Annotated in this window: 7 protein-coding genes; 1 reads left to right on the top strand and 6 read right to left on the bottom strand. The window is 73.2% G+C overall.

Features of this window, described 5'->3' with window-relative positions:
* The 6 genes from AC6JBM_RS48100 to ppc form a co-directional block, all read right to left on the bottom strand.
* Positions 1-1,209 carry a hypothetical protein gene (locus AC6JBM_RS48100; protein WP_497980275.1) on the bottom strand — a complete coding sequence of 403 codons (1,209 nt, stop codon included), beginning with the start codon at positions 1,207-1,209 and terminating at the stop codon, positions 1-3.
* Positions 1,206-2,591: an O-antigen ligase family protein gene (locus tag AC6JBM_RS48095; protein WP_497980274.1), complete on the bottom strand. Its 1,386-nt coding sequence runs from the start codon at positions 2,589-2,591 to the stop codon at positions 1,206-1,208. The genes AC6JBM_RS48100 and AC6JBM_RS48095 overlap by 4 nt, the downstream gene beginning before the upstream one ends.
* The gene (locus tag AC6JBM_RS48090) at positions 2,588-4,441 is read right to left on the bottom strand and encodes a Wzz/FepE/Etk N-terminal domain-containing protein (RefSeq protein ID WP_497980273.1); all 1,854 of its coding nucleotides are present in this window, start codon (positions 4,439-4,441) and stop codon (positions 2,588-2,590) included. The genes AC6JBM_RS48095 and AC6JBM_RS48090 overlap by 4 nt, the downstream gene beginning before the upstream one ends.
* A 180-nt stretch (positions 4,442-4,621) precedes the next feature.
* Complete coding sequence (locus AC6JBM_RS48085; RefSeq protein WP_497980272.1) at positions 4,622-5,827, bottom strand: IS110 family RNA-guided transposase; 1,206 nt, start codon at positions 5,825-5,827, stop codon at positions 4,622-4,624.
* Between the two features lie 298 nt (positions 5,828-6,125).
* A complete protein-coding gene (cysC, locus tag AC6JBM_RS48080) occupies positions 6,126-7,640 on the bottom strand; it encodes an adenylyl-sulfate kinase (RefSeq protein ID WP_350611971.1) in 1,515 nt (504 codons plus the stop codon).
* A gap of 69 nt (positions 7,641-7,709) precedes the next feature.
* A complete protein-coding gene (gene ppc / locus AC6JBM_RS48075) occupies positions 7,710-10,520 on the bottom strand; it encodes a phosphoenolpyruvate carboxylase (protein ID WP_497980271.1) in 2,811 nt (936 codons plus the stop codon).
* A gap of 222 nt (positions 10,521-10,742) precedes the next feature.
* On the opposite strand from ppc, the gene mfd reads away from it, so the two are divergent.
* Complete coding sequence (gene mfd / locus AC6JBM_RS48070; protein ID WP_497980270.1) at positions 10,743-14,345, top strand: transcription-repair coupling factor; 3,603 nt, start codon at positions 10,743-10,745, stop codon at positions 14,343-14,345.
* Positions 14,346-14,356 lie beyond the last annotated feature (11 nt).

Below are 14,356 nucleotides of genomic sequence, written 5' to 3'. Positions count from 1 at the left end.
TTACAGCGCCTCCACTCGCGCGACGAGGACGGGCAGCAGCCAGCTGCCGAGCACGCCCAGCCGGGCGCCGGCCTCCGCCTGCCGGTCGGTGACGTACCGGGTGGCCAGGTCGATGAGGTACAGCAGCGCGGTCACCTCGACCGCCTGGCGGTGCACCACGCCGAAGGGCAGCAGCAGGTCGGGCGCGGCCGCGACGAGCTCGTTGACGGCCTGTCCCGCCGAGGGCGAGCGGCCGATGCCGAGCTGGAGGGCGTGGTGCAGCCCGTCGTAGCCGATCGGCACGCCCGGGGTGAACCGCTCCCAGTCCCAGACCAGCACCCCGTCGGCGACGGCGGCCATGTTCCACGGCGACCAGTCCCCGTGCCACGAGCCGAAGTGCAGCTCCACGTCGCCGGCGGCGCGCGCGACGCGCTCCGCGGCCGTGCGCAGGGCGGCGCCCTCGGCGTGGTCGGCGACCGCGTCGAGCCGCGCGCGCAGCCGGTTCCAGTAGCCGCTGCCGTCGAGGCGGCCGTGGCTCGTGCCGCAGCAGCGCGCCACCTCGAGCATGGCGCCCGCGAGCCGCGGCGCGGTCAGGGCCACCCGCGGCTGCCACACCGGCAGCGCGGACTGCACGAGCACCTCGTGCTCGCCCCACTGCCCGGCGTGCAGCACGTCCGGCACGCGGGTCTGGGTCAGTCCGGCCGCGCCGACGGTGCTCAGCGCGGCGGCCTCGGCCCGCACCAGCTCGCGGGTCAGCGCCGAGGTGCCGAGCTTGGCGAAGGCGAGGGTGCGCCCGTCGCCGTCGAGCAGCTGCAGCACCGGCTTGCGGTTGGCCCGCGCGGGTCCGATGTGGACGCTCAGGCGCAGGCCGTCGCCGAGGTGGCGGCCGAGGTAGGTGTCGATGGTGTCCTCGGCCGGGCTCAGCGTCAGCCGGTCGCGCAGCAGCAGCCCGGACAGGCCGGTGCGCAGGGCGGCCACGACGGCGTCGCGCTTGAGCCGGGCCAGGCGCGACTGCGGCTCCGCGTAGCGGCGCACGGCCGCGGCGGCCACCCGCCGATCGTCGGCCGGCACCAGCAGGCGCGGCTTGCGCGCGTTGGGGATCACGAGGTACTCGACCGGCCGCTCGCCGTTGCCGGGGTACAGCAGGCCCAGGACCTCCTCGATGTACTGGGCGCGCAGCTGTTCGTCGCCGGCCCGCAGTGCGGCCGGCGCGGTCTTCATCGGACTCATCGCTCGCTGAAACCCTTCTGCTGGTTGCGCCACAGGACGGCGTACGCCAGGAACGTCAGGGCCAGCGGGGTGACCAGGGCGTTGTACCAGAGCATCGCCGCGAAGCCGGACACGAGCGCGGCACTGCCGGCGAGGCCGATCGGGCTCGCGTCGCGCCGGAACCGCCACAGGCCGGCCAGGAAGAAGCCGATGTACGACAAGGTGCCGAGCAGCCCGTGCGCGTAGAGCAGCTGCCACAGCTGGCCGTTGCCGCCGATGGTGAAGTTGCCGCAGCGCGCGCAGCTGCTGCTCTCGCCCACCGCGATCGAGTTGCGCCCGCCGATGGTGCTGCGGGTCGAGCCGAAGCCGATCAGCGGCGACTCCCACATGCCGGTGAGGGCCTTCTGGGTGGTGTACATCCGCACGCCGTTGGACTTGCCGTCGTCGACGCGCGCGTTGACCACGTCGCCGAGCGGGGTGACCGCGAGCGCCACGGCCAGGCCGACGGTGACGACCGCGACGAGGCCGAGCGCGGCCACGCGGCCCTTGAGCGCGAGCCGCACGGCCACGTAGACGGCCATCACGCCGAGGCCGATCCACAGGCCGCGGTTGAGCGAGTACACGATCGGCACGACGGCGACGAGCAGCGTCGCGGCCGCGGCGATCTTGGTGCGCCGGCGGCGGGCCAGGCAGAAGCCCGCCACGGTGAGCCAGCCCACCAGGAGGCACACGTTGTTGCCCCAGGTGTTCGTGTACCCCCACGGCGCCCCCGGCCGCGGCGTCTCCCCGCCGAGCAGGTTCATGATCTGGGCCGCGGTCGGGTGCACCAGCGACTGCACGAACCCGTCGTGGCGCACGTGCGCCGGCAGCAGCAGCTCGAACGGCGCGGTGAACTCGAAGCGGGGCGCGGCCATGCCGAGCACGCCGCCGGCCACCGTGACCGCGAACAGCCAGGCGAGCAGGCGCACGAAGCGCTCCTGCGTGAGCACCCGGCGCTCGAGGTTGCCGGCGTAGATCAGCAGCACGGTGAGTGCGCCGTAGCCGCCGAGGCGGAAGGCGTAGGACACCGAGCGGCTCGACCACGTGCCGGGGACGGTCCCGGCGGGGTCGGCGCCGAGGGTGAACAGCCCGAAGCCGACGGTGGCCAGGAACAGCAGCCACAGCAGGAACCCGGGCGGCAGCTTCACCACGTGGCCGGCCGCGCGGTGGCGGATCAGCGACCACGCCATCGGCACCGCGGCGAGGAAGAAGATGAGGACGCCGAGGCCCAGGGCCCACCACAGGGGGTACAGCAGGAGGATCCCGGTCACGGGCCAGGCGGCGAGCCGGTGGACCGGTTTGCGGGGCCGGGACGGCGCGCCGAGGCCGGCTTCGGCGGAGGGGTGGCTCGTCAGGGTCGTCATCGGCGCTTGTCGGCACCGTTCTCGCTGGGGGCCTCGGCCGAGATGCGGGTGACCGAGATGGTGCGGGTCTGCCGCGTCGGCGGGACCGTCTTGGCCTTGTTCACGGTGGGCGGTGCGGGGGTCGCGGGGGCCGTGGACGACGGGGCCGCGGCCGGGGCCGTGCGGATGCGCTTGGCGACCACCGGCTCCTCCTTCTCCTCCTTGGCCGGGAGCTTCTCCAGCACCGTGGTCATGTCGTCGGCCATGGTGGGCGTGACCGCGGCGGTGTCGCGCTCGTCGCCGCCGCGCGGGGCGGCGAGCTTGGGCAGCACCACGGCGCCGAGCAGCGGGGTGCCGACCCGGCGCAGCTGGTCGGCGGCGTCGGCGATCTCGGTGTTGCGGGTGCGGCGCACCTCGACCGCGACGATGGCGGCGTCGGCGAGGGCGGCCAGGCTCTGCGCGTCGGCGCTGGTGGCGGTGGACGGGGCCTCGACCACGACGTAGGCGGCCCGCTCCCGCAGCGTGGCCAGGGTGTCCCGCAGCGCCTGCGACTGCAGCAGCCCGCCGGCGCTGGCGGTGCCGCCGGTCGTCACGACGCTGAGGTTCGGGTGGCGCGGGGCGCGCTGGGTGGCGCTGCTGAGCGAGAAGCGGCCGGCGAGCACGTCGGAGAGGCCGGGCACCGCGCGCACGCCGAGCATCCGGTTCACCGAGGTGGTGTCGACCATGCTGTCGGGGAGGTGGGCGCAGACGAGCACGGTCTCGGCGCCGGTGCGGGCGAACGCGGCGGCGAGGTTGGCCGCGACCACGGTCGAGGCGGCGCCCCGGCTCGCCCCGGCGACGACCACGACCTGGCCCGCGAGCGCGACGCGGGCGTCGCCGCCGGCCGGGGCCGGGATGCTCGCGAGGACCTCGTTGCGCAGCCGGTTGAAGATGCGCCCGCCGGCCCCGAAGGGCGCGAACACGTCGTCGAGGCGCGGCTTGACCCGGCCCGGGACGCTGGCGAGCACGGCGACGTCGACGCGGCGGGGCAGGTCGGAGGCGCGGCGGACGCGCTGGTCGAGCCGCTCGCGGAGCATGGCCGCGCCGACGCCGAGCAGCAGGCCGGCGGCCGCGCCGCTGGCCAGGTTGAGCAGGCGGTTGGGCTTGACCGGGGCGCTGGGCAGGTCGGCGTCGCGGGTGATCTTGCCGGCGCTCACGGTCGTGGTGAGCAGCTGGTTGAGCTGGCCGGCGAGGGTGTTGATCTGCGCGGTGGCGGTGCTGCGCTGGCTCTCGAGGTTGGGCCGGTTGGGGTCCGACGGCTTGAGCGTGGCGAGCTTGTTGTTGATCTGGGTCAGCCCGGTGTTGAGCTGGTTGATCTTGTCGTTGAGGATCGCGATGCGGCCGGCGACGTCGGCCTTGGCGGACTCCTCGCGGTTGCGCAGGTAGGCCTCGGCGAACGCGTGCGAGCCGGCCTGGGCCTGCTCGGCGGTGCTCGCCGAGAACGTGATCACCAGGAAGGTCGTGTTCGGCGGGACCTCGACGCGCACGCTCGCCGCGAGCGTGTCGGGCGGGGTGGTGGAGCGCATGAGCGCGGCGGCGTCGGTGGCGACCGTGGTGCTGGCGACGAGCTGGGCCTCGTTGTCGAGGTTGATGTCGCCCTTGGTGCGGCCGCTGGTCGAGTTCGCGTCCTGCCCGTTGCCGATCGGCGAGACGAGGACCGACGTCGAGGACTCGTAGACCTTGGTCTGCATCGAGGTGAACTGCACGGCGCCGGCCAGGCCGACCAGCACGAGCACCAGCACCAGCCACCAATGGCGCCGGGCCATGCCGAGCAGATCGACGCCGGAGGAGTCGGTTGCGGCTTCGGCGTTGTGCAGGCGTGTGGCGTCCATTGAACGGCGGCCCCTTCGGCGTCAGGTTCTCCAGCCCTTAACGCCGTGACCGCTATGTTCGTAATGGCCGATTGGTCCGTGTCGGCGCGAGTTCACCCGTGCTCGCTACTGAGTTCAACGCGCCGAGCCTGGTCTTGCTACCACGGAGGCCGGGATTTCTGGCGGGAGTGCCCTGTGGGGTCAAGGGGTTTGGGTGAGGACTTTTTGCAGGGCGTTGTGCTGGTCGGGGTTGTAGGGGGTGTTGGTGGTCCAGCATTTCCAGATGATGCCGAGCCAGGCGCGGGCGAGGATTCTGACGGCGTGTGGGTGGCGGTGGCCGCGGGCTCGTGCCTGCTGGTAGAGGTGGGCGGCCCAGGGGTTGGTGTGGCGGGAGTCGGCGGCGAAGTCGCAGACCGCGCCGCGGAGTTGTTTGTTCACAGCCCACCGGAACGCGATGATGGTGACCTTGCCGGATTGGCGGGTTGATGGGGTGACGCCGGCCAGGCCGGCCAGTGCTGCCGGGTTTGGGTAACGCCCGCGGGCGTCGCCGATCTCGGCGAGCAGCCGTGCCGCGCGGACCGTCCCCGCCCGGGGCAGTGAGGTGAAGATCGGCCCGTCCGGGTGCGCGGCCAGGGCGTCGGCGATCTGGTCCTCGAGTGCGGTGATCTGGTCGATCAGGGCGGTCACGGCGGTGAGGTAGGCGGTGGTGACCCCGGCCAGGGCCTGCCCGGCGGGGCCGGTCACCCCGGCCGGGGCGTCGTGCAGCCGGGCGAGGAGAACGCCGGGTTTGATGCGGCGGTAGCGTTGCCCGGCCAGCCAGGCGGTCAGCGTGTCCAGGGTGAGCGCGTCGACCGCGTCCTGGGTGCCGAACGCGGTCAGGAACGCCCGGCTGATCGGCGAGGTCAGCTCACAGAACAACCCGACCGCCCCGGGCAGCACGCTCAGCAGATGCGCCCGCAGCTGGTTGACCATGCCGACCCGATGCCCGACCAGGTCCGCCCGGGCCCGCACCAGCGTGCGGAGGCTGGTCGTCGCGGCCGTGTCGGGCCGCAACGGCGTCAGCCGGCGCCGGTCCGTGCGCACCGTGTCAGCCAGCACATAGGCATCGAACCGGTCATCCTTGTGTCCCGCCGACCCATACCGGCCCCGCAAGCTCTTGACCTGCGACGGCGGCACCACGAACACCTCCAGGCCCGCCGCGAGCAACCCCGCAACCAGCGGCCCGTCCGGCCGTTCGATCCCGACCCCGGCCACCCCGTGACGGACCAGGACCGCCACCGCTTTCCCGATCCCGGCCTTCGAATGGCCCACGACCAGCCGCTCGACCGGCTCCCCAGCCCCGTCGATCACGCATATCGCGTGGGAGTCCTCAGCCCAGTCGATACCCGCGAACCGCTCACCTGTCACACTCAACACCGCTCCAACCGCTGCACAGATCAGTGGAAGGCGCACCTGGTGGTTCGGGACATCACTGCCGGACGCTCATTGACGGGCGCTCTCCACGGCGCAGTAGCCCTGTTGCCAGTCGGGATGCCCCGGACCGCCAAACCCCGCAGAAACTCCCGCAAGCCCTCACACCGGGGGCGGCAACGGTTGGCAGTGACCTAGCGGCCCAGGTGCCACCCAACCCCACCAAGAGCCGGGCAGCACCAGTTCTACCAATGAGCGACGGTCCGGACCACCGCGGACCCGAGCAAGGAATGTCCTAAGGAATGGGCCTCGGGTCCAGCCAGCCGTTGCTGCCCAGGTAGCGCAGGACCGTCGTGACCGCCTCGCCCTGGGACAGGTCGGTCGTGTCGATCGTCAGCTCGGCGTCCAGGGGATCCTCATACGGGTCGTCGATGCCCGTCATGCCCTTGATGAGGCCGGCCCGCGCCTTCGCATACAGCCCCTTGCGGTCCCGCCGCTCGCACTCGGCCAGCGGCGTCGCCACGTGCACCAGCACGAAGTCGGCGCCCGCGTTGTGCGCGAACTGCCGGGCCGCGGCCCGGGCGTCGCGGTAGGGGGCGATCGGGCAGCAGATGGCCACGCCCCCGTGCCGGGCCGTCTCGGCGGCCACCCAGCCGATGCGGCGGATGTTCGTGTCGCGGTCCTCGGCCGAGAAGCCCAGGCCCGCCGACAGGTGCCGGCGCACGATGTCGCCGTCGAGCAGGGTGATCGTCCGCTCCCCGGTCTCCAGCAGCACGTCCGCGAGGCCGGTGGCCATCGTGGACTTGCCGCTGCCCGACAGGCCGGTGAAGAAGACGACCAGGCCGCGCTGGCGGCGGGGCGGGCGGGCGCGGACCAGCTCGCGGGCGACGGCCGGCGGGGTGTGCCACTCCGGCAGGATCGTGCCCCGGTCGAGGAAGTCGTCGATCTCGGCGAAGGTGAGCGGCAGGCGGCGGTGCCGCGGCGGGATGTCGTCCAGGGAGCGCCACTGGCCGTCGCGGCCGTCGTAGGCGAGCTCGCGCGGGACCAGCACGCGCAGGCCGCCGCCGGAGAGCATCGACTCGCTCGAGGCCAGCAGGTGGGTCACGCCGTAGGACGCGGCGACCCGCGTGCGCAGCATCGCGTCGCGGATGTCGTCGCCGTCGTGGTTGGGCAGCGGCAGGGCCACGATCGTCGAGGCCGGCATGCGGTCGCGGGCGGCCAGCACGCAGCGGACCAGGGCCTCCGGGGCCAGGCCGTCCGGGCCGGGGCCGTCGACCGGGACGAGGACCACCAGGTGCGCGGCCAGGGTGCGGGCCGCGCGCGCGATCTGGGCCAGCTGCGGGCGGTGCAGCGGCCGGTCGGCGATGACCCCGAGGATCCGCCCGGGCGGCAGGGAGCCCCTGACCTCCGCCGGGGTGCGCCGCATCCGCCGGAACGCCCCGTGGCCGCCGTCGCCGAGCCGCCGGACCCGGCCGGCCACGCCGGCCGTGGTCTTGCGGGCCGGGTAGACCTCCTGCACGTCCAGGGCCGCGACCGGGGCGCCCTCCAGATCGGCGAGGATCAGCACCCGCCGCGCCGGGTCGGTCACGTCGAACTGCTCCGCGAGGGTGCGGGGCAGTTCGAGCGTGACCGGCACCGGCCAGGCGGTGCCGTCGGCCAGCCGGCCGGTGCGGCGCAGCGCGATCAGGTCGGCCGAGCCGAGGAACCCGGTCAGGGGCGCATAGGCCCCCGACACGAGCAGCTCCAGGTCCGCGAGTTCGGACGGTTTGGGGGTATAGGTCGGGGCGTCCCGCAGGACGTCATCCGGCAACGTGAAACCCTCGACACCCCAACCGTTCACAGACACCTCGCAAGCCTGCCATAGGAACGGTCCCGGGGCTCAGCCGGTGTTGCGCATGCCGGCCGCGATGCCGTTGATCGTGGTCAGCAGCGCGCGCTCCAGGGCCGGGTCCGGCGACGAGCGCCGGCCGCCGGGCCAGGCACTCGCGTCGGCCGACTTGCTGTCGCGGTACTGCCCCAGCAGCGTGACCTGCAGGTGGTGCAGCGGCTCGAGGTAGCTGTCGCGGACCCCGAGCGTGCGCTGCAGCACCGGCTGGCGGTCGAGCAGGGCCGTCTCGCCGGTGATCGCCAGCACCTCGGCGACCGTCTGCTCGTACTCCGCGCTGATCACCTCGAAGATCGGGCGCAGCGGCTCCGGCACGAGCGTCTCGACGTACCGCGACGCGATCTCCAGGTCGGTCTTGACCAGCATCATCTCCACGTTGGACAGGAACGTCGCGAAGAAGTGCCACTTCTCGTGCATCTCGCGCAGCACGTCGCCGAGGCCGGCCTCGCGCGCCGCCTTGAGACCGCTGCCCACGCCGAACCAGCCCGGCACGATCTGCCGCGACTGCGTCCAGCCGAACACCCACGGGATCGCCCGCAGGCCCGACAGGCCCGCGTCGGCGTTGGGGCGCTTGGCCGGCCGCGAGCCGATGTTCAGCGCGCCGAGCAGCTCGGTCGGGGTGGCCGCCCAGAAGTACGCCGGCAGGTCCGGGTTCTCCACCAGCGCCCGGTAGTTGGCGAAGGCCGCGGAGGACACGGTCTCCATCGCCGAGTCCCAGCGGGCCAGCGACTCGGCGGGCTGGCGGGGCTCGGTGTGCAGCAGCGCGCTCTGCAGCACCGCGGCCAGCGTCAGCTCGAGGTTCTCGCGGGCCAGGGCGGGCAGGGTGTACTTGTCCGAGATCACCTCGCCCTGCTCGGTCACCTTGATCGCGCCGTCCAGCGTGCCCCACGGCTGGGCCAGGATCGCCTCGTGGGTCGGGCCGCCGCCGCGCCCGACGGTGCCGCCCCGGCCGTGGAACAGCCGCAGCCGCACGCCGTGCCGGGCCGCGACGTCGCGCAGCTGGCGCTGGGCCTTGTGGATCATCCACTGCGACGTCGTGATGCCGGCGTCCTTGTTCGAGTCGGAGTACCCGAGCATGACCTCCTGCACGTCACCGCGGGCGCGCACGATCGCGCGGTACACCGGGATCGACAGCAGCTCGTCCAGCATCTCGCCGGCCATCTCGAGCTCGCGGGCCTGCTCCAGCAGCGGGGCGAAGCCCACCCGGGCCCGGGCCGACTCGATCGAGGCGCCGCCGAAGCCGGCCCCCGCGCTCACCTCGACCAGGCCCCACTCGCGAGCCAGGACGACGGCCGCGAGAACGTCGTCGATGCCCTGGGTCATCGAGATGATGTACGTCTCCACGACCTCCGGCCCGAAGCGCTCCTGCACCTCGCGGATCGCGGCGAACACGTCGAACGTCTTGCGCGCCGAGTCCGACAGCCCGGTGTCGCGGGTGGCCAGCGGGCGGCGGCCGTTGAGCTCGTCGATGAGCAGCTGGCGGCGGGAGTCGCGGGACAGGGCGTTGTAGTCGACCTCGCCGACGCGGCGGTACAGCTGGGCCAGCACCTCGTGGTGGGCGTCGGCGTGCTCGCGCACGTCCAGCGTGGCCAGCTGCAGGCCGAACGCCGACAGGGTGCGGATCGCCGAGGCCAGCTTGCCGGTCGCGGCGAGCTGGCCGCCGTTGCGGGCCAGGGACGCGCGCATGAGCTCGAGGTCGGCGATGAGCTCGGCGGTGCCGAGGTAGTCGCGGCCCGGCTTGTGCGGCGTGCCCGTGGCCAGGCGCTGGCGGGTGTGGCCGAGCTTCAGGCGGATGCAGCGCAGCTTGAGGCGGTACGACTCCTCCATGTTGACCCGGCGGTAGCGGGCCGGCAGCTCCGGGAGGTTGTCGAGGTCGGCCGCGAGGCTCGCCGAGAGGTCCAGCGAGACGCCGCGCAGGCGCTTGGAGACCGAGATCTCGTCGATGAGCGTGTCGACGACGCCCTCGGCCATGCGGATGCCGTACTCGTGCTGGATCAGCAGCACGTCCCGGGTGACCGCCGGGGTGACGAACGGGTTGCCGTCGCGGTCGCCGCCGATCCACGAGCCGAAGCTCAGCGGGCGGGCGGTCGGCGGCAGCTGTACGCCGAGATCGCGCAGCGTCTCGTAGAGGTCGTCGAGCACCTGCGGGGCCGCGCCCTCGGCCAGGTCGGCGAGGTAGTAGACCGCGTTGCGGGCCTCGTCGCTGGGCTCCGGGCGCTCCAGGCGCAGCTCGTCGGTCTGCCACAGCAGGTCGAGCACCTCGGCCAGGCGCCGGTCGGTGCGCGCGGTGCGGGTCTTGTCCGGCTCCAGCGAGCCGTCCAGCGCGGTCGCCACGGCCTCGGCGTCGAGCTCGTCGCCCACGGCGCGCAGCTTGGTCAGCACCGAGCGGCGGGAGGCCTCGGTCGGGTGCGCGGTGAAGACCGGGCGCACGGCCAGCTTCGAGGCGATCTGGCCGATCTCGCGCACGCCCACGCCGCGGTCCGCGATGAGCTTCGCGGCGCGTTCGAGCCAGCCGCCCTCGCGGACGCGAATCCGGCGCAGCTCGCGCGCGCGGTGGACCTGCTCGGTGATGTTGGCGAGGTGGAAGTAGGTCGAGAAGGCCCGCGCCAACTGCGTGCCCGTCACCACGTCGAGCCCGTGCAGCCGCTCGGCGGCCGCCTCCGGGTCGGTGCGCACCAGCGCGCGCACTTCCTCGACGAGATCGAGCAGCTGCTGGCCGTCCTGGCGGACCAGGCTCTGGCCGAGCAGCGAGCCGAGCCGGCGGATGTCCGCCCGCAGGGCGGCGTCAGCGGCGTCGTCGGACATGTGTCCCCTCCAAGTTGCGGTCGGCTTCAGGCGACTCGGGGCGGGGACGGCGCTGTCCGATTTCATCGGCATCGTATCGGCTCCGTCGTCGGCCCGTGCCGTTCCGGTGAGCCATGTCTCGGTTTCTGTCATACCCTCCGGATAGGGTTGAACCCGCATCGACCACCCCCGCCCGAATCTCGGCGCGGGGCTGTTTGCCGTGCAGATTGGGTGCAAAACGCCATGAAGCTCGCCGGTCTCACCGACGCCGTCCTCGCCGATCCGGCCCTCGCCCGCGCGCGCGACCTCGCCCGCGCCGGGCACAGCGACCAGGTCGACCTGACCGGGCCGCCCGCCCTGCGCGCCTTCGTCGCGGCCGCCGTCGCCGGCGAGCGCCCCGTCCTGGCCGTCACGGCCACCGGGCGCGAGGCCGAGGACCTGGCCGCGGCGCTGACCTGCCTGCTGGAGCCGGACACGGTCGCCGTCTACCCGTCGTGGGAGACGCTGCCGCACGAGCGCCTCTCCCCCCGCTCCGACACCGTCGGGCGGCGGCTGTCGGTGCTGCGCCGCCTGGCCCACCCGACCGCCGAGGCGCCCCGGCCCCGGGTCGTCGTGGCACCGGTCCGCTCGGTGCTCCAGCCGCAGCTCAAGGGCCTGGGTGACCTGGAGCCGATCGAGCTGCGCCAGGGCGGCTCGGCCGACCTCGACGCGCTCACGGTGCGCCTGGCCGAGCTGGCCTACGCCCGCGTCGACCTCGTCACCAAGCGGGGCGAGTTCGCGGTGCGCGGCGGCATCCTCGACGTCTTCCCGCCGACCGAGGAGCACCCGCTGCGGGTCGAGTTCTGGGGCGACGAGGTCGAGGAGATCCGCTCGTTCGCCGTCGCCGACCAGCGCACCATCGAGAAGGTCGAGCGGCTGTTCGCCCCGCCCTGCCGGGAGCTGCTGCTCACCGACGAGGTCCGCGACCGCGCCCGGGCGCTGTCCACCGACCACCCGCAGCTCGCGGAGATGCTCGACAAGCTCGCCGGGGGCATCCCGGTCGAGGGCATGGAGTCCCTCGCGCCGGCGCTGCTCGGCGGCACCGACTCGCTCGAGCTGGTGCTGCACTGCATGCCCGAGGGCACGCACGTGCTGCTCTGCGACCCCGAGCGCATCCGCACCCGGGCCCACGACCTGGTGCGCACCAGTGACGAGTTCCTGGAGGCCAGCTGGGCCGCGGCCGCCGTGGGCGGCAAGGCGCCGATCGACCTCGGCGCGGCGGCCTTCCGCCACCTGGGAGACGTCCGGGCCGCGGCGGCCTCGCTGGGGCAGCCGTGGTGGTCGCTGAGCCCGTTCGCCGCGACGCCCGATTCGGCGCTGCCCGCCGAGCCCTGGCAGGACGCGGCCCCGGCGGTCGCCGTCTCGGACGACGCCGTCTCGATCACGCTCGCCGCGCAGGCCGTGCCGCTCTACCACGGCGAGACCGCCCGGGTCGTCGACGACCTCAAGCGCCTCACCGGCGACGGGTGGCGGGTCGCGCTGGTGTTCGAGGGCACCGGGCCCGCCCAGCGCGCCGCCGAGGTGCTGCGCGGCTCCGACCTCGGCGTCTCCTTCGCCGAGGCGATCCCGGCCGCGCCCGCCGCCGGCCTCATCACGGTCGCCACCGGCTCGCTCGAGCTCGGGTTCCTCGACGAGGGCGCCAAGCTCGCGGTCATCACCGGCACCGACATCTCCGGCGGCCGGGGCGCGTCCACCAAGGACATGCGCAAGATGCCCAGCCGCCGGCGCAACCAGATCGACCCGCTGGAGCTGCGCGCCGGGGACTACGTGGTGCACGAGCAGCACGGCATCGGCCGCTACGTGGAGATGGTCCAGCGCACGGTCAACGGGGCCGACCGCGAATACCTCGTCATCGAATACGCGGCGTCCAAGCGCGGCCAGCCCGGCGACCGGCTCTTCGTCCCCACCGACCAGCTCGACCAGCTGTCGCGCTACGTCGGCGGCGAGGCGCCCACGCTGCACAAGATGGGCGGCTCGGAGTGGCAGAAGGCCAAGTCGCGGGCGCGCAAGGCGGTGCGGGAGATCGCCGCCCAGCTCATCCAGCTCTACGCGGTCCGGCAGAACTCGCAGGGCCACGCGTTCGGCCCCGACACGCCGTGGCAGCGCGAGCTCGAGGACGCCTTCCCCTACCACGAGACCCCCGACCAGCTCGCCGCGATCGAAGAGGTCAAGGGCGACATGGAGAAGGCGGTGCCGATGGACCGCCTGATCTGCGGCGACGTCGGCTACGGCAAGACCGAGATCGCGGTGCGGGCGGCGTTCAAGGCGGTGCAGGACGGCAAGCAGGTCGCCGTGCTCGTCCCCACGACGCTGCTGGCCCAGCAGCACTTCAACACGTTCTCCGAGCGGGTCTCGCAGTTCCCGGTCGAGGTGCGGCAGCTGTCGCGGTTCCAGACGCCCACGGAGACGAAGCTGACGATGGAGAAGGTCACCGACGGCACCGTCGACATCGTCATCGGCACCCACCGGCTGCTGCAGACCGCGACCCGGTTCAAACAGCTCGGCCTCGTGATCGTCGACGAGGAGCAGCGCTTCGGCGTGGAGCACAAGGAGTTCCTCAAGCAGCTGCGCGCCTCCGTCGACGTGCTCACCATGTCGGCGACCCCGATCCCGCGCACCCTGGAGATGGCGATCACCGGCATCCGCGAGATGTCCACGATCGCCACCCCGCCGGAGGAGCGCCACCCGGTGCTCACGTTCGTCGGCGCCCAGGACGACAAGCAGGTGGCCGCGGCCATCCACCGCGAGCTGCTGCGCGACGGGCAGGTCTTCTACCTGCACAACCGCGTCGAGTCGATCGAGCGGGCGGCGCGGCGGCTGCGGGAGCTGGTGCCCGAGGCGCGGGTCGCGGTCGCGCACGGCCAGATGACCGAGGAGGCCCTCGAGAAGATCATGGTGGGGTTCTGGGAGAAGGAGTACGACGTCCTCGTCTGCACCACGATCGTGGAGAGCGGCATCGACATCCCCAACGCCAACACCCTGATCGTCGAGCGCGCCGACCTGCTCGGCCTCGCCCAGCTGCACCAGATCCGCGGCCGGGTGGGCCGCGGGCGCGAGCGGGCCTACGCCTACTTCCTCTACCCGCCGGACAAGCCGCTGACCGAGCACGCCCACGAGCGGCTGGCGACGATCGCGCAGCACACGGAGCTCGGCGCGGGTATGTACGTGGCGATGAAGGACCTCGAGATCCGCGGCGCGGGCAACCTGCTGGGTGGCGAGCAGTCCGGGCACATCGAGGGCGTGGGCTTCGACCTGTACGTGCGGATGGTCGGCGAGGCGGTCCAGCAGTTCAAGGGCGAGCGGCCCGAGGAGGAGGAGCCGGACGTCAAGATCGACCTGCCGGTCGACGCGCACCTGCCGCTGGAATACATCGCGGCCGAGCGGCTCCGGCTGGAGATCTACCGCAAGATCGCGGGGGCCAAGGACGACGTGGCGCTGGACGAGATCGTGGCGGAGATGAAGGACCGCTACGGCGAGCCCCCGCTGCCCGTCGCGAACCTCCTGGCCGTCGCGCGCTTCCGGTTCCTGGCCCGCTCCTACGGGCTGACGGACGTGTCGCTGCAGGGCAAGCACGTGCGGTTCGGGCCGCTCGCGCTGCCGGACTCCAAGCAGATGCGGCTCAAGCGGCTCTACCCGGAGGCCGTCTACAAGGTCGCGGCCGACACGGTCTCGCTGCCCCGGCCGTCGACGCGCCGGGTCGGCGGCGAGCCGATGCGGGACACGCAGCTGCTGGACTGGGCGGCCGAGCTGCTCAAAACGGTCCTGGGCGAACCCGCGTCGCTCCGGGCCGCGGCCAACACTGCGTGAGAGGCTGCTGC

The sequence above is a fragment of the Dactylosporangium thailandense genome (genome assembly GCF_059739745.1).
This window is presented reverse-complemented; position numbering and strand designations above follow the sequence as displayed.

Bases quoted from the DNA above. Each gene is read 5' to 3' on its own strand.
- AC6JBM_RS48100 (WP_497980275.1), bottom strand. From the start codon at position 1,209: ATGAGTCCGATGAAGACCGCGCCGGCCGCACTGCGGGCCGGCGACGAA.
- AC6JBM_RS48095 (WP_497980274.1), bottom strand. From the start codon at position 2,591: ATGACGACCCTGACGAGCCACCCCTCCGCCGAAGCCGGCCTCGGCGCG.
- AC6JBM_RS48090 (WP_497980273.1), bottom strand. From the start codon at position 4,441: ATGGACGCCACACGCCTGCACAACGCCGAAGCCGCAACCGACTCCTCC.
- ppc (WP_497980271.1), bottom strand. From the start codon at position 10,520: ATGTCCGACGACGCCGCTGACGCCGCCCTGCGGGCGGACATCCGCCGG.
- mfd (WP_497980270.1), top strand. From the start codon at position 10,743: ATGAAGCTCGCCGGTCTCACCGACGCCGTCCTCGCCGATCCGGCCCTC.